We start from the raw sequence: 20571 nt of genomic DNA on the forward strand, positions 1-20571 counted from the left end.
TAGAGGAGCAAGGAGTTTACTTCCGCGCTGTCGAGCTATCGGCGTGTGGCATGGAAAACGGCGGTGCGCGCGATGCTCGATCTGTGATTTTTTGAATGAAAAACAAATAGATGCTTGCATCGTTCGATCGAATGACAAGTGTGAAGGCGATTGCATTTCCGGCCACTTTTTGCTGCGCCGCAGCGTGATGAACAAGATGTGAGGCCGTGCCTTTTAATCGAGTTGCTGCGAAAGTGCCGTTGACAGTTCGTAAAATTTATAACATCATTTGCGGCATAAATAACATACTTCTATCACGGAAGTGCGCTTCCTGATGGAGAATTTGCAGGGCCAGGCGGTTGGAGGAGACGGCCGCCGGTCTTGTTGAGGAGGCTTCCAATGCGAATTTTCGTCCAGAGTTGTGCTCTTGCGGGTGGCCCGCCGGCTTATGTTCCGGTGCGACGCAATGCTTCAGCCCGCCTGCGATCATCGTCGCGCTAACCCTCCATCTCGCCATTCCAAGCCAAGGCCGTCCGGACATGAGTACATCGCCCGATTATCCAGCATCAAAGCCGAGCAGCGGCAATCGCGGGCTCCTTGTCAGCGCGGCGTTGGCGGTTATCGTCGTTGCAGCGATCGCGTTCGATACGACGGTCGTCAAGATCGGTTCCGAAAACGATGTCCGTCAGCAAGCATTCTCTCCGGAAACCTTCGGCGCCGAGCAGTTTCCGAAAATCAAGGCTAATGTCGAGGAGCGGGCCGTTGCAGCCGCCGATCTCGCGGCCGCCATTGCCGCCGACAAGAAGGCGGCGGCCGAGAAATACGGCACTGCGACGAGCACCGGACCGGTCATTCCCGTCACGCTGACCGGCGTTTTCGGCGCCCGCAAGTCGAACACCAACGAAATGAAGATCGATGGGCTGCCTCCCGAGACGGTGGTCCGTGTCCAGACCGGTCCTGCGGTCAACGGCACGGACCTCCGCGACGCAACCGGCACCATCGAATTCGGCCAGTTCACCAACCAGATCCAGTATCAGGATGCCGGCTCGGCCATCAATAACGAGATGAAGAAGGCGGTTTTTGCGGGCCTGGATGCTGACGCCCTGGACGGAAAGCAGGCGACCGTCGTCGGCGTCTTCAAGCTCATCAATCCGAAGAACTGGCTCGTCACGCCGGTGAAGGTCGAGCTCAAATGAGCCAGCCGCAACGCAGCAACGGCGCGAAAGGCGAGGTCGTCCTCGCTGCCCGCAACATCGCAAAATCCTACGGCAGCGTTCACGCCCTGAAGGGGGTGAACTTCGACATTCATCGCGGCCAGGTCACAACGTTGTTCGGGGAGAACGGCGCGGGCAAGTCGACCTTGATGAAGATCCTTTCGGGTGTGGCGCAGGCAAGCTCCGGCGAGATCATTCTCGACGGCTCGCCGATCAGCTTCAGCTCGTCGACCCATGCGCGCGAGTGCGGGATCTCCATCATTCACCAGGAGCTCAGCCTCGCCCCCAATCTCAGTGTCCGCGACAATATTTTCATGGGCCGGGAGATCATCAAAGGTGGTGTCGTCGACTTCGCAGAAGAGGAGCGTCAGACCCGGGCGCTGATGGAAGAGCTCGAGGAAGACATCGATCCGCAGACCCGCGTCGAGGATCTTCGCCTGGGCCAGCAGCAGATCGTCGAAATTGCACGAGCCCTCTCCGTCAATTCGCGCATCCTGATCATGGACGAACCGACCTCAGCGCTGAGCGCGACGGAGGTGGAAGTGCTCTTCAAGGTCATCCACGACCTGACCAGCCGCGGCGTGTCGATCGTCTACATCTCGCATCATCTGGAAGAGGCGCTGCAGATCACCAATCACGCCGTCGTTCTGCGCGACGGAAACATGACGGCCTACGCCGAGCGCAAGGATATCGATCTCGAATGGATCGTCCGCAACATGGTCGGTGAGAATTTCGACCTCGGCAGCCCGCCGCAAGGTCACCAGTTCGGAAACGTCTCGCTTTCCATCGAAAACCTCAGTGTCCCCGGTCCTTCCGGCGCTGCCTATAATGCAGTCGATCGTCTGTCTCTCAAGGTGCGTGCCGGTGAGATCGTCTGCATCTACGGGCTGATGGGCGCCGGGCGCACGGAACTGCTCGAGTGCATTGCCGGACGTCTGCGCGCAAGCGGCGGACAGGTTCTGCTCGAAGGACAGGACGTCAGTGGGCTCAGCATCGCCGGGCGCATTGCCAGCGGTCTCGTGCTCGTGCCCGAAGATCGCCAGCGCGACGGTCTCGTCCAGACGATGACGGTCGGCTCCAATCTGTCGCTTGCGAGTATCCGCGCCTTCACCAAAGGGCTTTTCACCTCCGGCCATCGGGAGCGCGATCTCGTCAATGACGCGATCCGGCGGGTGCATGTGAAAACCGATGGCGGTGCGGCTTCAATCGGCTCGCTCTCCGGCGGCAACCAGCAGAAGGTCGTTATCGGCAAGATGCTGGCAACCCAGCCGAAGGTCATCCTGCTCGATGAGCCAAGCCGCGGCATCGACATCGGCGCCAAGGCGGAAGTTTTCAAGTTGCTTGCAGAGCGCGCCAAGCAGGGATTGGCGGTCATCTATTCGACGTCCGAAGTCAATGAATGCCTGAGCATCGCGCACCGCATCATCGTCATGCATCGCGGCAGGATATCGGCCGAGTTCGGCTCGGATGTCACCAAGGAAAAGATCATGGCCGCCTCCGGCGAAGCCGTGGTCGCGCACTAGCCTGGATTATGGAGCACTGATTATGTCAGTCACGAACATCACCGAAAAGAAATCAGTTTCCAGCGGGCAGAAGCGCAATACCAATATCGTGCGTCTCATCCTGGAAGGCCGGGCCTTCTTCGCGCTGATCGTCATCATCGCGGTCTTCTCGTTCCTGTCGCCCTATTACTTCACGCTGAACAACTTCCTGATCATGGCGTCGCACGTCGCGATCTTCGGCATTCTGGCGATCGGCATGCTGCTCGTCATCCTGAATGGCGGCATCGATCTGTCGGTCGGCTCGACACTGGGGCTTGCAGGCTGCATCGCCGGTTTCCTGATGCACGGCGTCACGCTCACCTATTTCGGCGTCATCCTCTATCCGCCGGTCTGGGCCGTCGTCGTCATCACATGTGCGCTCGGTGCGCTGGTCGGTGCGGTCAACGGCGTGTTGATCGCCTACCTCAAGGTGCCGGCCTTCGTCGCCTCGCTCGGCGTGCTCTACGTGGCCCGCGGTATCGCGCTCTTGATGACCAACGGCCTGACCTACAATAACCTCGGCGGCCGTCCGGAACTCGGCAATACCGGCTTCGACTGGCTCGGCTTCAACCGGCTCGCAGGTATTCCGATCGGGGTCATCGTGCTTGCGGTTCTCGCCATCATTTGCGGCATCGTGCTGAGCCGCACCGCCTTCGGCCGCTGGCTCTACGCCTCAGGTGGGAACGAGCGTGCCGCCGATCTCTCCGGCGTCCCGGTCAAGCGCGTGAAGATCATCGTCTATGTGCTTTCGGGCGTCTGTGCTGCGATCGCCGGCCTGGTCCTCTCCTCGCAGCTGACCTCCGCCGGTCCGACGGCAGGCACAACCTACGAGCTGACGGCGATCGCAGCCGTGGTCATCGGCGGTGCGGCGCTGACCGGCGGCCGCGGTACCGTCCGCGGCACCATGCTCGGCGCCTTCGTCATCGGTTTCCTTTCGGACGGCCTCGTGATCATCGGCGTCTCGGCCTACTGGCAGACCGTATTCACCGGCGCGGTGATCGTTCTCGCCGTCCTCATGAACAGCATCCAATACGGCCGCCGGGTCAAATCGTCCTGACGGCTGAGACTGAAACTTATCCACGACGGCAGGCTGGAGTCCACGAAGCCGATTGGGGAAAGCACTGCCGGATCCCCGGCAATAACTGAACTCACAAATGGGAGAGAGACTATGTTTAAGAAAGGCATGCGCATACTTCTGGCCGCCGCGGCCGTAGCACCGCTTCTGGCAAGCTCCGCTTGGGCAGCGGGCATGATGACGATCATCGTCAACGATCCGTCGAATCCCTATTGGCTGACGGAAGGCAACGTCGCCAAGGCAACTGCCGAAAAGCTGGGCTACACGGCCTCGGTCAACGCCCACAAGGGTGACACCAATACCGAAAGCAACCTGATCGATACGGCGATCACCAACAAGTCGGTGGCGATCATCCTTGACCCGGCAAACGCCGACGGTTCCGTCGGTGCGGTCAAGAAGGCCGTTGCTGCCGGCATCCCGGTCCTCCTCGTCAACGCCGAAATCAACCAGGAAGGCCTGGCGAAGGCGCAGCTTGTTTCCAACAACGCACAGGGTGCCGCCCTCGGCGCACAGCAATGGGTCGAAGCGATCGGCGACAAGGGCAACTATGCCGAACTCTTCGGCGCTCCTTCCGACAACAACGCTGCAACACGGTCGAATGGCTACGAGACTGTCCTTTCGCAGTATCCGGATCTGAAGAAGGTCGCCAAGGAAGTTGCCAACTGGGACCGCACCCAGGGCCACAACAAGATGCAGTCCATGCTGCAGGCCAACCCGGATATCGTCGGCGTCATCTCGGGCAATGACGAAATGGCGCTCGGTGCGATCGCCGCACTCAAGGAAGCCGGCAAGCTCGCCAATGTGAAGGTCGGCGGCTTCGACGGTTCGCCGGATGCCGTTGCTGCCATCAAGGCGGGCGAACTCCAATACACCGTCCTCCAACCGGTTGCCGTCTTCTCCGAAGAAGCCGTCAAGCAGGCCGACAACCTGATCAAGACGGGCAACACGGGCGCCAAGAGCGAGAAGCAGCTCTTCGATTGCCTGTTGATCACCAAGGACAACATCGACAAATACACCGGCCCGTTCGTTCTGGCGCAGTAAACGGTAAAAGGGCGCTCGTTAGAGCGCCCTCATTTTCATGCTGGAAGCGATGGCCGACGGTCCAACCGCCGGTTGCGTTTCGCCTTTTTGCCTTGGCGCGGCAATCACTGTACGAAGCTGGGATCCATAATTCAGCGACAGGAGTGACCCGTGACACAGAAGACCAGCCGGGACGACGATCTGTTGGACCAGCTCACCAGCGACAGCCGGCAGACGCGCCAGATCGCGCGCCGCCGCATGATTGCAGAGGCCGTTATGGGTGAAGGCTCGATGCGGATTGAAGACCTGACAGACCGTTTTGGGATCAGCCTGATGACGGCTCACCGCGATGTCGATGAACTCGTCAGCCGCGGCCTCTTCAGGAAGACGCGCGGTATCGTCACGGCGGCGGCGACCAATCTCATCGAATCCAGCGACGTCTATCGCTCGAACCGTCAGTCGGTGGAAAAGAAGCTGATTGCCGAGGCGGCAATGCAATTCGTCGAACCGGGACAGGCGATCTTTTTCGATGACTCGACCACGGTTCTTCAGATGGCGGCACATCTGCCTTCGAAGGCGCCGGTCACGGCAATCACCAATTCCCTGACGCTGATGAATGCGCTGACGGGCCTGCACGACGTGACGCTGCTCGCCCTTGGCGGCCAGTATTACAATTGGTGCAACGCCTTCATGGGTCGCATGACCATCAACGAGATCAAGGCTCTCAGGGCAGATGTCGCGTTCATCTCGATGTCGGCGATCAGCGACGGCACGGTGCTGCACCAGTCTCCTGAAACAGTCGATACCAAGCGGGCCATGTTCGATTGTTCCGTAAAACGCATCCTGCTTGCCGATCATACCAAGTTCGAACGGCGCGCACTCCACAGTTTCGCAGCACTGGATGAGTTCGACGTCGTTATCGTCGACGACAAGACCCAGCCGGTGCACATCGACCGCATGCGGTCCAGAGATATCAACGTGGTCATCGCCAAGGGCGCCGGAGGGCGCTCCTGACGGCGTGGGCCAGTTGCTCGTCATGAGGTAAACCTGAATGCCGACACTGCTCGGGATCGATAGTGGTTTGACCGTCACAAAGGCGGTCATCTTCGATATCGATGGCACGCCGCTTGCAGCCGCCCGGCGCCGCGTTACGCAGTTCATTCCGAAGGCCCGCCATATCGAGCGCGACATGGATGAATTGTGGAACGCGACGGCCGATGCCATCCGCGAAGCGATTTCGCTCAGCGGGCGACCGGCAAGCGACATAGAGGGCATTGCCGCTACCGCGCATGGAGACGGCATCTACCTGCTCGATCACGCCCGGAAGCCGCTTGGCCGGGCCATTCTCTCGCTGGACAGCCGGGCAGGGGCGATCGTCGACCGGTGGACGAAAAGCGACGTCGCCGACCTGGCGATCGAACTGACGGGGCAGATCCCGCACGTCTCCGCGCCATCTGCATTGCTTGCCTGGATCCGCGAAATGGAGCCTGAGCGCTACAAGCGCATCGGCCATTTCATCAGCTGCAAGGACTGGCTGCGGTTCTGCCTGACCGGGATCATCGGTACGGACCGCACCGAAGCCAGCACCTCCTTCACCAATGTCAAAACGCAGAACTACAGTGAGGACGCCCTTCGGCTGTTTGGATTGGAGGATCTCGTCCACGCCCTGCCACCAGCCTCGCGCTCAGACCAGATCGTCGGACGCGTGACGCGTGAAGCCGCGCAACTGACGGGCCTTGCCGAAGGAACGCCTGTCGTTGCCGGCCTGCACGACGTCACGGCCTCGGCGCTCGGGGCAGGGGGCTATGCCGAGGGTGTTGTCGCGGTCATTGCCGGGACCTATTCGATCAACGAGACGCTTTCGTCGGAACCACGTGTCGACCGGCGCTGGTTCTGCCGCAACGGGATTGCACCCGGCATCTGGAACAGCATGTCGATCTCCCCGGCATCGACAGCGAATTACGACTGGTTTCTGGACACGCTCTGCGCTGCCGAACGGAAGAATGGCGAGGTGCAAGGCAACTCGATCCATGGCCTGCTGGCGCCCGAGATCGATGCCGCTTTCGAACGCCCCTCGACGGCGCTCTTCCATCCCTATCTGTTCGGCTCGCCTTATGGCGCAGCAGCCAGCGCCGGTTTCTTCGGGCTCGGTGGATGGCACGACCGCGGCGACATGCTGCGCGCCGTGCTTGAGGGCATCGCTTTCAATCATCGCATTCATGTCGACGCGCTTCGCGACGGCTTTGCCTTCGATCAGGCGCGGCTCGCCGGTGGCGTCTCGCGCAATCCTGCCGTCGTGCAGATGTTTGCCGATGTGCTTGGCATGCCGGTCACGGTAACCGAGACGGATGAGGCGGCCGCCTGGGGTGCTGCGCTTTGTGCCGGGTCGGGCGCCGGGGTCTTCGCCGACCCGCAGAGCGATCCGCGCGACACTGCCTCCATCGCAAAGACTTGCCGGCCCGATGCAGCGCGCAGCGCGGATTATGAAAAGCGTTACCAGGTGTTCCGCGAGATTGCCGACGCGATGATCCCCCTTTGGCCTAGGATTGCCGCGCTTGCGCCGGAGCAATCGGCAAACTGAAAAGACAAATGCCTGCTGCGGCGGGCAATTTAGGACGATGAGCATGACCCCCGATTTGCAGCAGCGCTTCTCGAATCTCGGCGAGAACGATATCGACGTTTTGATCATCGGGGCGGGCATCAACGGCGCCGGCCTGTTCCGCGACCTCTCGATACAGGGTGTCAATTGCCTGATCGTCGACAAGGCCGATTTTGGTTCCGGCACGAGCGCTGCACCATCGCGGCTCATTCACGGCGGCCTGAAATATCTGGAAACGGGTGAGTTCGGACTGGTTGCGCAGTCGACGCTTGAGCGCAACCTCCTGCTCAAGAACGCGCCGCATTGCGTCGAGCCGCTGCCGACCTTCATTCCGGTCTTTTCCTGGACCCGTGGTATCTGGGCAGCGATACGGACGCTCTTCGGGTCGAAGACGGCGCCACGCAGCCGTGGTGCCGTTCTCATCAAGATCGGGCTTCGGCTCTACGACTTTTTCGGTTCACGCGACCAGGTCATGCCGCGCCACCGGCTGATCCTGAAGAAACAAGCGCGCAAGGAAATGCCGCATGTCACCCCCGCCATCGTCGCCGGCGGCATCTACTACGATGCCAAGATCAGCAGGCCGGAGCGGCTCGTCTATGAGCTCGTGAGCGATGGTCTCGATGCGAATACGAGGAGCCTCGCGGCAAATTTCGCGACACTGGCTGCCGTTTCAGATGGGCGTTTGACCTTCCGGCTGCCCGATGGTCGCGATGTCACCGTTGCTCCCAAGCTGGTCGTTAATGCGGCAGGTCCCTGGATCGATCACGTCAACACTTTGCTCGGCGCTCCATCGCGCCTGATCGGCGGCACCAAGGGTTCCCATATCCTGCTTGACCATCCCGAATTGGTGCGAAGCCTCAACGGCCATATGATCTATTTTGAGGCCGACGACGGTCGCATCTGCCTCGTCTACGACTATCTCGGGCTGGCACTGGTCGGGTCGACCGACATTCCGGCGGATGATCCGGACAATGTCCGCTGCGAAGAGCCGGAAACCGAGTATTTCCTCGAAAGCGTCCGCTCGCTACTGCCGACGCTCCGCTTCGATCGCGACCAGATCGTCTACAGCTATAGCGGTATCCGCCCGCTGCCGGCATCGGATGCGGCCGCACCGGGGTTGATCAGCCGCGATCACTCCGCGCCGGTGAAGGAGCCAGAGAAGGGCAGACCTTTTCCGATCATTTCGCTGGTCGGAGGCAAGTGGACGACGTTCCGCGGCTTTGCGGAAGAGGTTGCCGACACCGTTCTCTCCCGGCTGCAGCGCCGCCGCAGCCAGTCGACACGCTATCTAGCGATCGGCGGCGGCAAGGCCTTTCCGGCTAATGCCGAGCAGCGTAACGCCTGGATCAGCGATGCCGCGTCACGCAGCGGCGTCGCCGCCGAGCGTGCTGACGAACTGCTCCGCCGCTACGGCACGACGGCCGCAGCCCTGCTTTCTTCTGTTTCAAGCTATACCGACGAACAGCGCCTGACGGGTGCGCCGCGTTACAGTCTCCGCGAGGTCGACTGGATCGCCCGGAATGAACTCGCTATCCACCTGTCGGACATCGTGATGCGCCGCACGACGCTTGCGATCGAGGGTCGGTTGACGCTGGAAGGCTTGCAGGAAATCGCCGGCGTTGCCGGGGCAGCGCTCGATTGGAATGCCGAACGAACGGCAAGCGAAATTCAGGACGTTGTCAGCCAGCTGAGCCGCTTCCACGGCCAAGCACTGACAGGCAAGGTTGCCGCCGAGCCGGAAAAGGCACCGCGCCCGGCCGCAGGCTAGAACAGGATGATTTTAGGCCGGGTCGGCCTAAAATCTGAATCCTGTTCTCCATTATATAGTTAGAGCATGATGTCGTCCGAAAACCGCTTCACACTTTTCGGCATCATGCTCTAGCCCAGTTTCAGGAGAAAGCCGGATCGAGAGAACCGGACTTGTAACGCTTGGCCATTTCCGAAACGGGAAGGGGCGTGATGCGGCCGGCCATACCGGCAGTGCCGAACTGTTCGAAGCGCTCCTTGCAGAGCTTGGTCAGCGCCGCCATCGCCGGCTTCAGATATTTGCGCGGATCGAACTCGCTTGGGTCCTCCTGCAGCACGCGGCGGATCTGACCGGTCATCGCCATTCTGCCATCGGTGTCGATATTGACCTTACGCACGCCATTCTTGATGCCGCGCTGGATTTCCTCGACCGGCACTCCCCATGTCGGCTTCATCTGACCGCCATATTTGTTGATGATCTCCTGCAGCTCGATCGGGACCGAGGACGAGCCATGCATGACGAGATGCGTGTTCGGGAGCTTACGGTGAATTTCTTCGATGACGTTCATCGCCAGCACCGAACCGTCCGGCTTGCGGGTGAACTTGTAAGCGCCATGCGATGTGCCCATCGCGATGGCGAGCGCATCGACCTTGGTTTCGCGCACGAACTTCACGGCTTCGTCCGGATCGGTCAGCAATTGGTCATGCGAAAGCTTGCCCTCGGCGCCGTGGCCGTCCTCGGCCTCGCCCATGCCGGTCTCCAGAGAACCGAGAACGCCGAGTTCACCTTCCACCGAGATGCCGCCGAAATGCGCCATATCGGTCACCATCTTGGTGACGCCGACATTATAGGCCCAGTCGGCGGGCGTCTTGGCGTCCGCCTTCAGTGAACCATCCATCATCACCGAGGTGAAGCCCGCCTGGATCGCCGTCATGCAGTTGGAGGGATCGTTGCCGTGATCGAGATGCACGCAAACCGGAATATGCGGATAGATCTCAACGACGGCATCCATCATGTGCTTCAGCATGATGTCATGGGCGTAGGCGCGTGCTCCGCGCGACGCCTGCATGATAACCGGCGCCTGACACGCGTCCGCGGCTTCCATGATGGCGAGCGCCTGCTCCATGTTGTTGATGTTGAAAGCGGGAACGCCGTAGCCTTCCTCCGCAGCATGGTCGAGCAGTTGCCTCAGCGTAATGCGTGCCATCCAAGATTCCCCCATATCGATGGTCGATCGAAACGCCGCCATCTCTTCGAAACTAGAGCCCGGGCGTGAGCCGTTCAAGCGTCTTATTTTAATAGGCAAAATGGCATAGGAGGAGGAACGTAACAAGCAATAATAACAATATCACAACGAGTATGATATTTCTCAAGAGTCATTTCGCATGCGTGAGCCGAATGAAATTCAGGCCTGTGTTGAAGAGACGGGGCGTCATGCCCCTTGCCGGCGATGGCGAGAACTCTTCAGCCAGACACGTGCGGCCGCTGGCTGTTATGGCTTGTGGTTGATGGCAGTCGGCCAGCAGTGGAATCCGGAATATCCGGCACCGGGTCAGATGAGACCGTATTGTTCCGCCTTATTGCGCAGGAACGGCAGGCCCTTGTCCATGACCTCTTCCATATCGCGTGCAACGGGGCGCCAGACGGCCAGGCCATAGGCGACCTCGGGCGGCATGTTGATGAAGCTTTCCATCGCAAGCCCGCCCTTGAAGCCGATTGCGGCAAGCGCGGCATAGATCGCATCCCACGGAATGTTGCCATAGCCCGGCGTACCGCGGTCGCTCTCGGAAAGGTGGATATATTTTAGGTGGTCGCGGGCGATCAGGATGCCGTTTGCCGCACCCTTTTCCTCGATATTCATGTGGTAGGTGTCGAGGTGAACGAAGATGTTATCCGCGCCGACACGCTCCACCATGTCGACGGCTTGCTGCGCCGAGTTGATCAGGTGGTTCTCGTAGCGGTTCACAGCTTCGACGCCGAGTTGGATGCCGTACTTCTTCGCATGTTTTGCCGCAACGTCGAGCACTTTGGCGATGTTGTCGTATTCACCTTGCGTCGGCGGCACGCCGGTGCGCTCGCCGATGCCGCCGAAGATGACGCCGGACAGAGCTTCCCCGTTCATGTCAGCGGTCTTTTCGATCGCAACCTTCAAGTGCTCGATTGCTGCCTCCGGGCGGACGGAGGCCCAGGCATGCTCCGGCAGGCCGAGCGAGCAGACGGCCCGCAGCTTGTTCTTTTCAAGCAGGTCGCGGGTGTGTTTGGCATCGACGGCAGGCGCATTGAGCAGCGCGATCTCGATGAAATCCATCTTGTAGTGCACCGCTCCGGCAATCGCCTTCTCGGCGCCTGCGCGGTCCCAGTTCATGGTCCACATGCTGGTGTGAACGCCGAAACCTTCCATGATCGTATCTCCTATTGCACGATTCTGATGAACTTGGCCGAGAACCATCGCAGCACCATCACGACGATGAGCAGGATGCCCCAGACGGCAGTGGTGAGGTGCTGGTTGGCGCCGAGCAGGTTGAGCCCCGAAGAGAGAAGCTGCAGTACGATGAGCGCCACAAAGACGGGCAGGACGCGGCCGAAGCCGCCGAATGGATTGATGCCGCCGAGGAAGCAGGCGAGCACGGTGATCAGCAGATAGGACTCGCCGTGGCCGACGCGCACCGAATTGAAGCGCGCAAGCATGATGATGCCGGCAACCGCAGCCATCACGCCGGAGAGCATGTAGACCAGCACCAGGATTTTGCGGGTGTTGATGCCGGAATAGCGGGCAGACTCGATATTGGAGCCGATCATGTAGGTGGAAAAGCCGAGCTTGGAACGCGAGAGCAGGATGTGGCTGGCGATCACGCAGGCGATCAGGATCAACAACGGTACCGGGAGGCCGAGGATGCTGCCGTGGCCGATCGGAGCGATGAAGGTGGGGAAGCCCGAGATATCGCCGCCGCGCGTCAGGAACTCGCCGAGGCCGCGTAGGAAGATCATCATCGACAGCGAAACGAGGATCGGATGGGCGCGGGTAAAGGCGATGACGAGGCCCATGACCAGGCCGCTCGCGGCGCCGACGGCAAGCGCCAGAGCCGAGCCGAGCAGGAAGGCGCCCGGACCGGCTTCGATGCCGCCATTGGCCTGCAGCGTCCAGGCGAGCGTCAGGCCGGCGATGTTGGCGGTGAAGGTGATCGCAAGGTTGAGGCCGCCGGTGAGGATCGGCATCAGCATGGCAAGCGTCAGGACGCCAAGCTCGGGAAGCTGAAAAGCGACCGATCCGAAGGTCGCGCCCGTCAGGAAATGCGGCGAGGCGAAACCGAAGACGATGAGCACGGCCGCCAGCGCGGCGAGGGGACCGGCCATGTCGGCCCCGAAGATGGCGTTGAAGCGGGCGGCGAGTGCGTTCATCAGCTCTCTCCCCTTTCTGCAGGCCTGTCACCGGTCGATTTGCGGGTCGCAAACACCGGCACCAGGTTGCCGATGCGGGCGCTCGACAAGGTGATCGCAACGAGGATGATTGCGCCGACGATCATCTTGAAGGCGAAGGGCGAGACGCCCATCAGGTTGAGGCCGTTCTGGGTGATCGAGACGAGCAGCACGCCCAGCACGCAACCGAGCACGGAGCCCTTGCCGCCGCCCAGCCGCGCCCCACCGAGCACCACAGCAGCCAGGACATCAAGCTCGCGGCCATAAAGTGCGTTCGGTACGACCTCCTGCGCATAATGCGCCTGCATGAGCCCGGCGATGCCTGCCATCAGTCCAAGCCAGCCGAAGGCGATGAACTGCATGGCGCCGATATTGATGCCGAAGCGGCGCGCGCCTTCCGGATTGTCGCCGAAGGCATAGAGCTGCCGGCCGGTCGTCGTGCGGGTAATGAAGAACCAGGTGGCGAGCGTGCAGACGGCCATGACGACGACCGGCAACGTGATCTCGGCCCAGCTCCCATCGGCCATTTCGCGCTCGTAAATGATGACGCGGGTCGTCAGCCAGTCGGGCAGATTGTAGATCGACACGCCCTTGGTGAAGAACATCAGCAGGCCGAAATAGACGTTGAAGGTCGCGATCGTCGCGACGATCGAGATGATCCGGAAGCGGTGGATCAGGAAGGCGTTGATCACGCCGAGCACGATGCCGATTCCGGCCGCGATCAGGAAGCCGGATACCCATCCACCCCCGCCGATCCGCTCGAGCGCAAGTGCAGTGACATATTGCACGATCGAGGCGGCGACGGCGAAGGAGATGTCGATCCCACCTGATATCAGCACCACGAGCAGGCCCACGGCGAAGATGATGTTGACCGCGCTGATATTGAGCAGGTCGAAGACATTGCCGAGCGTGAAGAAACGGTCGGTCATAAAGGCCAGGGCAACGCTCATCGCGATGATGACGGCAAACAGCACGAATTCGGTCGTATGGGACAGGAACAGCTTACGCATAGACCGCCGCCTCCAGGTCCTTCAGTGTGGTCGCGCGCGGATCGTGCCAGCCGGCGATGCGGCCCTTTTCCATATGGATGATCCGATCGGCGTTGAAATAGACCTCCGGCACCTCGTCCGAAATCAGGATGATCGCAAGCCCCGCCTCGGCGAGACGTGCAACGATTTCGAAGATGCCGGCGCGTGCGCCGACATCGACGCCGACCGTGGGGGCATCGAGGATCAAGACCCTCGGATCGGTGGCGAGCCATTTGGCGATCGCGACGCGCTGCTGGTTGCCGCCCGAAAGCGTCGAGATCGCATCGTCCTGCTTGCCGATCTTGACGCCGAGATCGGCGATCCAGCGTGCGACCAGCGAGCGCTTCTTTTCCGGCGAAATGAGCCGGCCACCCAAGATGCGGTTGAGCGAGGCCATGACCAGATTGTCGGCGATGGATTGCGGCTGGTTGAGACCGAGCGAAAGGCGGTCTTCGGAGAGATAAGCGACGCCTGATGTGATCGCCTCGCGGTTGGAGGCAAAGCGCACCGGCCTTCCCTCCAGCATAATCGTGCCGGCTGCGGGCCGGCGCATGCCGAACAGCGTGAGCGCAAGTTCGGTGCGCCCGGAGCCGAGCAGGCCGGTGATCCCGAGCGTCTCGCCATGGCGCAGATCAAAGGAGATGTCCTCGAACTCGCCGGGCCGGGAAAGCTTGCTGACAGAAAGCAGGACCGGGTTCTGCGATACGTCGCGGGCGCGAACATTCTGGTCGAAGGTGCGCCCGGTCATCAGCTCGGTGATCTGAGACTGGGTCATGCCCTCCACCGGATAGACCCCGACCAGCGCGCCATCGCGCAGCACCGTGATGCGCGAGGAAATTTCCAGCACTTCCGCAAGGCGATGGCTGACGAAGACCACGGCAACGCCCGAAGCCGACAGCGTGCGCACGATCGCCAGCAGATTATCAGTCTCCGACTGGGTGAGCGAGGCGGTCGGCTCGTCCATGAAGACGATCCGGGCCTCTCCGACCAGCGCGCGGGCAATGGCGACGATCTGGCGCTGCGCGATGGCGAAGTCCTTGAGGGGTCTGTCGACGTCGAGTGTGACGCCAAGCCGGGCAAGCGCCTCCTCGGCTATTGCGCGGATCGCGGCATAGTTGACGAAGCGCGGGCGCGAACCGGAAAGGGTCTGGAAGGCGATATTCTCAGCCACGCTCATCTCCGGAAAGAGCGCGAGGTCCTGCCAGATGATCTGGATGCCGCGGGACTGGGCCATGCCTGGCGTCATGTGGGATATCGTCTCGCCGTCGAAGACGATCTCGGCGCCGTCTGCGGGCCGATAGACGCCGGAGATCACCTTGATAAGGGTACTCTTGCCGGAACCATTCTCGCCGGCCAAGCAATGCACCTCGCCAGGCAAGACTTCGAAGGAGACATTTTTCAGCGCCTTCACACCGCCGAATGTCATGTTGATGCCGCGAAGCGAAAGAAGCGGCTGGGCCTTCACACCATCATCCGTTGCCATGCTCATGCCGGTTGCCTGTCCAGTCGAATGCCATGAAAGGTCAATGGTCCAGCCATGGCCGGATACCGCTCTTTTTCCCGAACGTCGGGCCGGTCCACGTCGACCGGCCCGACACCCGGGGAGGGGGCCTCTTCAGAGGCCCATTGCGGCCAGGTCGTCGACCGTATCCTTGTTGATCGGCAGCAGTTGATCGACGATGATGTCGTTGCCGACCGGCTTGATCACGCCGAGACCCGGAATGTCATCACCTTCCTTGACGCTCTCGCCCTTGATCAGGCGATCGGCGAGCGTGACGAAGACTTCGCCGGCCTGTTTCGGATTCCACATGAAGCCGCCCGATATCGCACCTGATTTGATCAGCTTCTGGCCTTGGCCTGGCGAGAACGGGCCGAGCACGAAGATCTTGCCCGTCTTGCGGCGTTCCTCGATAGCGCGCCCGGCGCCGATCGGACCCTGGCTGCCGAAGGCGAGGAAGCCGGTCAGATCCGGATGCGCAGCGATGAGATCGAGCGCCGTCGAGCGGCTCTTGTCGACGTCTTCCGCCACGCCGTAGCGCTCGCCGACGAGTTTCATGTCTGGGTAGTTTGCCTTGATATAGGCAATTGCGGCGTCCGCCCAGGCATTGTGGAGCGGCACGGTCAGCGAACCGACGAAGACGGCATATTCGCCTTTGCCGCCCATTTTCTCGGCGAGCAGCTTGCCATGCGCTTCACCGAAGCCGGTGGCCGATGCGAGTTCGAAATTCCAGTCGGCGCCCTTCTGCGAGGGCGATTCATGCGTAATGACCTTGATGCCGGCGGCCTGCGCCTTGGTGAGCACGGGCTCGAGCACCTTGGCATCGTTGGGCACCACGCCGATGACCTTGACGCCCTGGGCGATCAGATCTTCGATGGCGCGCACCTGCAGCGCCGGGTCGGCGCTGGTCGGGCCGATCATGAAGGCATCGACGCCGAGTTTCTGGCCCTGTTCCTTGATCCCGGCCTCCATCGCATTGAACCATGGAATGCCGCCGATCTTGACGACAATGCCGACCTTCGGTGCGTCCTCTGCAAACGCGACCACCGCCCCGGCAAGCGACAGCGATGCGGCAAATGCCGCTGCGATAAGTCTCCTCATCTTCACTCCTCCTCAAGGTCGCTCATACGAACGACGACCACCGGCCGGCTTGCGGCAGGTTGTTCCTGGTTGCTTCTTGGCGAGGGAATACCCTTGCCTCCCGTCCCGCCTCCTCCGGCGAACCATCTTTTGCACAATCGATCTTTCTTTTTTGCACAATCGATGGTGCAATGACTATCGATCAAGGTGGGGCTTTCGTCAAGAGGGGTTTGTTTCTAAGGGAAGCGACAAAGGAAAGGCGATATATGACCGACATCAGCAAGAAGAAGGCGACGATCTACGATCTCTCGATCCTATCGGGTGCGTCGCCTTCCACCGTGAGCGCCGTGCTGAACGGAAGCTGGCGGAAACGGCGTATCAAGGAGGCGACGGCGCAGCTGATTCAGAACCTGGCAAACGAGCACGGCTATACGGCAAATCTGCAGGCCCGCGGCCTGCGTTCGTCCCGCTCCGGCCTCGTCGGTCTTCTGCTGCCGGTGCACGACAACCGTTATTTCTCCTCCATGGCGCAGTCTTTCGAGGCGCAGGTCAGAAGCCGCGGCCAGTGCCCCCTCGTCGTCAGCGCCTGTCGCGACCCGGAGGAGGAGCGCCAGGTCGTCGAGACACTGATCTCCTATTCCATCGACGAACTTTTCATCGCCGGCGCAACCGATCCGGATGGCGTGCACAAGGTCTGCGAAAAGGCAGGGCTGAAACACGTCAACATCGATCTGCCCGGCACGCTGGCGCCGTCGATCATCAGCGACAATTGTGAAGGTGCGCGCATGCTGACGCAGGCGATCATCGAGCGCGCGCAGGAGGATGGACCGCTTTCACCTGACGATCTGTACCTCTTCGGCGGCCGCAACGATCATGCCAGCCATGAGCGAATTCGCGGTTTCCGCGACGTAAAGCGCGCACTGCTGGGCGCAGATCCGGACGTCTGCATCCAGCCGACCGGCTATTCCCCTGCCATGACTGCCCGCGCCTTCGAAACCTTCTACGAAGGCCACGGAAAGCTGCCGCGCGCATTCTTCGTCAATTCCTCAATCAATCTCGAAGGGCTGATGCGCTTCCTCGCGCTGCACCCGCACGAGACCTTCGCCGACATCATCGTCGGCTGTTACGATTACGATCCCTTCGGCTCCTTCCTGCCTTTCCCCGTCTTCATGATCCGGCAGGACAGCGAGGCGATGATCACCAAGGGGTTTGCGATCCTCGATGCAGACCGCGGCGCGCCAATCACGCATCTGGTGCGGCCGACGCTCGTCCCACCCCGCACGGCACTGACCGGCCCACTCGACGCACTGAAGGATATCGAGTAATGCGTCCCACCTCGTTGGAAATGCTGGGCTGACGGAGAACAGACCCTTTGATGCCGATCGCGTTGGCATCGACAACTGCCTTATCGGATCTAGCTTTCTGTGATGCGGCGATCTTCATCGGAGCCGACGGAAAGCTGCTTCCAGTCCAGGTCTTCCTGCAGCTCGAGATATTGCGTCGCGCCGATCTGGTCTGTGTCGCGCAATTCCTCGAGCCGCTGGCGCTGGGCAAGAACGGCGGCGATCGTCAGGTGGCGGCGGCGATCGAGCGGCGAGGTCTTGTTTGCATCGGTTGATGCAGTCCAATGATCCTTGCAGATCGTCCGTATCGCTTCGGCTTCAGTGCCGCCCTCCTTCTCAAGCCGCTGAAAGGCCGCTTCGGCGAGCGATCTTCGGGCCGCCTTGAGTTCATCCTGGACTTCTGCCTGCCGACCGAGTTTCAGGAAATGGATCATCGGTGCCAGGGTCGCCCCCTGAATGACCAGGGTTGCGAGCACCACCGCGAAGGCCGTCAGCACGACCAGGTCTCGTTCCGGAAAGTCGGCGGGGAGCGCGAAGGCCGTCGCCAGCGTAACGAGGCCGCGCATACCGGCCCACCCCACCAGCAAGGTCTCCCCGGATGTGAAAGGCGCCAGTTCATGGCCGCGTCGGTGGCGAGACGCGACGACGGCGTGAAGCAGGAACGCCATCACCATACGCGCCAGGATGACGCCGACCACCACGATGGCGGCAAATCCCATCGCCCGCTGAAGCTCTTCGGCCGACATCGCTTCAAGGATGCGGCGCGCCTGCAGGCCCATCAGCAGGAAAGCCACCACGTTCAGCAGGAAGACGACAGTCGTCCAGACGGCGAAGGAATGCACCCGCATCCGTGGTGAATCCTTGACCGAAGAGAGAGTGGCGAGCGTCATTGCGCTCGCCACTGTGGCAAGGACAGCCGACAGATGCAGATGTTCGGCGATAAGCCAGGTTGAAAAAGCGTAGACGAATTGAAGCAGGGTCCCGCCGACCGTGTTTTCGGTTATCGGCCGAAGCCGCGAGACAAAAAAGCCGAAAACGATGCCGAAAACGATCCCACCAGGTGCGGCAAGCCCCACCTGAAGCGCCGTCCCGGCATCCAGTCCGCCACGCGCCTGGACAGTCAGCGCAGCCCCGAAAAGCAGCAGCGCGGTTGCGTCGTTGAACAGGCTTTCTCCCTTGAGCAAAGCATCCACACGGCGGGTGACCGGCAAATTGGAAAGGACTGCCGTGGCGGCTGCGGCATCGGGCGGCGAAACAATTGCGCCGAGTGTGACCGCAACCGCAATCGGAAGCCCCACCGTCAGCATGCTGATCGACACGACCACGCCTGTCGTAACGAGAACCGCAACAACAGCATAGAAGAACAACGGCAGCAGCATGCGCCGCGCCGCGCCCACCGGGAAATCATAGGCCGAATCGACAAGGACCGGCGCGATGAACAGAGCGAGCGCTGTCGGCGGATCGATGGGGATCGTGGGCGCGCCGGGCAACATCGCCACGCCGACGCCGGCGGCAGCCAGAATGCCGGGGTAGGGCAGGCGCATGCGACGCGTGACCTGCAGCAGCAGGATGGCAACCGCCAGCAATGCAACAAGTGTTTCAAAGAACGTCATTTCAGCATACTAGCAGGCTTTCGAGCACATTGAAGCGGGTGCCACCCCGATGTAAAGCTTGTGTCGTATCAAGCTGATGAGGGCGACGATGGACTACGAGGTTGCGATTGTCGGCGCTGGCGCAGCCGGGATTGCAGCGGCAAAAGGCCTGGCCGATGCCGGGCGCTCGGTCATCATCCTGGAGGCCAGCAACCGCGTGGGTGGACGGGCCTGGACAATCGAATTGGCCGGAATGCCGCTGGATATGGGTTGCGGCTGGCTGCACTCTGCCGAGCGCAATCCTCTCGTCGCCATTGGCCGTGGGGCCGGGTTCAATATCGAGCGCGGGCCGACGGCGTGGCAAAGCCAGTGGCGCGATCTCGGCTTTACGCAGGATGAGCGCGCGGCGGCGGCGGCGGCATGGACCGCTCTTGAGGAGCGGATGCGGACCAATCCTCCCGCCAGCGACAGGGCGTCGGACGCGCTGGAGCCAGATGGCAAGTGGAACGCCTACTGCCAGTCCCTCAGCGGATATATGAACGGCGCGCCGCTCGATCGGCTGTCGGTCGCCGACTTTCTTGCCTATGACAATGCAGCGACCGATGCCAATTGGCGGGTGCATGAAGGCTATGGAAGTCTGATCAGCGCGGCCGTTCCGAACGTGGCCCTGCACCTTTCGACGCCCGTACGACGCGTGACATTGACCGCGAACGGCGTCCAGCTGGAGACCGACCGCGGTCTTGTCACATCAGGTGCCGCGATCATCACTGCATCGACCACCGTGCTGGCCCGCGGAACCATTATCTTCGACCCGGAGGCCGACGATCACCTCCATGCCGCAAGTCAGCTGCCGCTTGGCCTCGCAGACAAGCTGTTTTTGGAGCTCCATGGCAATCATGGTCTAGAGCCGGAAACCCATCTGCTCGGCGACCCGCAAAATGCCGAGACCGGCAGCTATTATATCCGGCCGCTCGGCCGGCCGCTCGTCGAAGGCTTCTTTGGCGGAAACGGCGCTGTCGTCATCGAACGCGCGGGTTTGGTGGAAGCATTTGCCTTCGCACTCGACCAGCTGGCATCACTGCTCGGCAGCAACATCCGCCGCCACCTGCGGCCCCTGGCAGCCTCTTCCTGGTGTCGCACCGATTGGATCGGCGGCTCCTACAGCCATGCGCTGCCCGGCCATGCGGGCGCACGCGCAGTCCTGGCGCGCCCGGTCGGCGACCGGCTATTTTTCGCCGGCGAGGCGACGCACCAATCCGACTTTTCGACCGCGCATGGCGCATGGGAAAGCGGATTGCGGGCCGCCGACCAGGTTGCAGCTGTTCTAACACCCTCGTGATATAGAAGGGTGAATCTCGTTTGTCTTTATTGGCCGGCGGTGCAGGGCCATGTCGATACTCGACGGATGTGATGACAGTATCATTACGACGCGTGTGAA

16 protein-coding genes are annotated in these 20571 nt (G+C 61.4%); 9 read left to right on the forward strand and 7 right to left on the reverse strand.

Translation table 11 applies throughout. The features are described 5' to 3' along the window. Positions 1–518: 518 nt before the first annotated feature. The 7 genes from C3Y91_RS10580 (at position 519) to C3Y91_RS10610 (ending at position 9196) form a co-directional block, all read left to right on the forward strand. Entirely contained in the window at positions 519–1175 is a 657-nt protein-coding gene (locus C3Y91_RS10580) for a DUF2291 domain-containing protein (protein ID WP_024319815.1), read from the forward strand. Beyond that, positions 1172–2716, forward strand: coding sequence for a sugar ABC transporter ATP-binding protein (locus C3Y91_RS10585; RefSeq protein WP_018480520.1), 1545 nt, complete (start codon positions 1172–1174; stop codon positions 2714–2716). Before C3Y91_RS10580 ends, C3Y91_RS10585 begins: the two co-directional genes overlap by 4 nt. Before the next feature lie 22 nt (positions 2717–2738). Next, positions 2739–3791, forward strand: a complete 1053-nt coding sequence (locus C3Y91_RS10590; RefSeq protein ID WP_007637093.1) for an ABC transporter permease — start codon at positions 2739–2741, stop codon at positions 3789–3791. Between the two features lie 111 nt (positions 3792–3902). Then, positions 3903–4850 carry a D-ribose ABC transporter substrate-binding protein gene (locus tag C3Y91_RS10595; RefSeq protein WP_017967825.1) on the forward strand — a complete coding sequence of 316 codons (948 nt, stop codon included), beginning with the start codon at positions 3903–3905 and terminating at the stop codon, positions 4848–4850. 150 nt (positions 4851–5000) lie between these two features. After that, complete coding sequence (locus tag C3Y91_RS10600) at positions 5001–5843, forward strand: DeoR/GlpR family DNA-binding transcription regulator (protein WP_018068535.1); 843 nt, start codon at positions 5001–5003, stop codon at positions 5841–5843. A gap of 37 nt (positions 5844–5880) precedes the next feature. After that, the gene (locus C3Y91_RS10605; RefSeq protein ID WP_024319814.1) at positions 5881–7410 is read left to right on the forward strand and encodes an FGGY-family carbohydrate kinase; all 1530 of its coding nucleotides are present in this window, start codon (positions 5881–5883) and stop codon (positions 7408–7410) included. A 37-nt stretch (positions 7411–7447) separates the two neighbouring features. Then, entirely contained in the window at positions 7448–9196 is a 1749-nt protein-coding gene (locus tag C3Y91_RS10610) for a glycerol-3-phosphate dehydrogenase/oxidase (protein WP_168307390.1), read from the forward strand. 121 nt (positions 9197–9317) lie between these two features. Here the strand turns inward: C3Y91_RS10610 and fba are convergent, their stop codons facing one another. From fba to C3Y91_RS10640, 6 genes are all read right to left on the reverse strand, one after another. After that, positions 9318–10382, reverse strand: a complete 1065-nt coding sequence (gene fba, locus C3Y91_RS10615) for a class II fructose-bisphosphate aldolase (protein WP_018068538.1) — start codon at positions 10380–10382, stop codon at positions 9318–9320. Between the two features lie 345 nt (positions 10383–10727). Next, positions 10728–11576, reverse strand: a complete 849-nt coding sequence (locus C3Y91_RS10620; protein WP_018068539.1) for a sugar phosphate isomerase/epimerase family protein — start codon at positions 11574–11576, stop codon at positions 10728–10730. A gap of 11 nt (positions 11577–11587) precedes the next feature. Further along, positions 11588–12574 carry an ABC transporter permease gene (locus C3Y91_RS10625; RefSeq protein ID WP_168575284.1) on the reverse strand — a complete coding sequence of 329 codons (987 nt, stop codon included), beginning with the start codon at positions 12572–12574 and terminating at the stop codon, positions 11588–11590. Then, positions 12574–13602 (reverse strand): ABC transporter permease, encoded by a 1029-nt coding sequence (locus C3Y91_RS10630; protein ID WP_024319811.1) that lies wholly within the window; start codon positions 13600–13602, stop codon positions 12574–12576. The genes C3Y91_RS10625 and C3Y91_RS10630 overlap by 1 nt, the downstream gene beginning before the upstream one ends. Beyond that, positions 13595–15109 (reverse strand): sugar ABC transporter ATP-binding protein, encoded by a 1515-nt coding sequence (locus tag C3Y91_RS10635; protein ID WP_024319810.1) that lies wholly within the window; start codon positions 15107–15109, stop codon positions 13595–13597. Before C3Y91_RS10635 ends, C3Y91_RS10630 begins: the two co-directional genes overlap by 8 nt. 126 nt (positions 15110–15235) lie before the next feature. Next, positions 15236–16219 (reverse strand): autoinducer 2 ABC transporter substrate-binding protein, encoded by a 984-nt coding sequence (locus C3Y91_RS10640; RefSeq protein ID WP_018068543.1) that lies wholly within the window; start codon positions 16217–16219, stop codon positions 15236–15238. A gap of 245 nt (positions 16220–16464) precedes the next feature. Here C3Y91_RS10640 and C3Y91_RS10645 point away from each other — a divergent pair, with 245 nt between their 5' ends. Next, the gene (locus C3Y91_RS10645) at positions 16465–17523 is read left to right on the forward strand and encodes a LacI family DNA-binding transcriptional regulator (RefSeq protein WP_024319809.1); all 1059 of its coding nucleotides are present in this window, start codon (positions 16465–16467) and stop codon (positions 17521–17523) included. 89 nt (positions 17524–17612) lie between these two features. Here C3Y91_RS10645 and C3Y91_RS10650 read toward each other — a convergent pair whose 3' ends face one another. Further along, the gene (locus C3Y91_RS10650; protein WP_168575285.1) at positions 17613–19154 is read right to left on the reverse strand and encodes a cation:proton antiporter; all 1542 of its coding nucleotides are present in this window, start codon (positions 19152–19154) and stop codon (positions 17613–17615) included. Positions 19155–19242: 88 nt separating this feature from the next. Between C3Y91_RS10650 and C3Y91_RS10655 the strand changes: the two genes are divergently transcribed. Next, positions 19243–20472 (forward strand): flavin monoamine oxidase family protein, encoded by a 1230-nt coding sequence (locus C3Y91_RS10655; protein ID WP_024319808.1) that lies wholly within the window; start codon positions 19243–19245, stop codon positions 20470–20472. Positions 20473–20571: the final 99 nt, after the last annotated feature.

The organism is Rhizobium ruizarguesonis (assembly GCF_012349115.1).
In the GTDB taxonomy this organism is placed as follows: domain Bacteria; phylum Pseudomonadota; class Alphaproteobacteria; order Rhizobiales; family Rhizobiaceae; genus Rhizobium; species Rhizobium ruizarguesonis.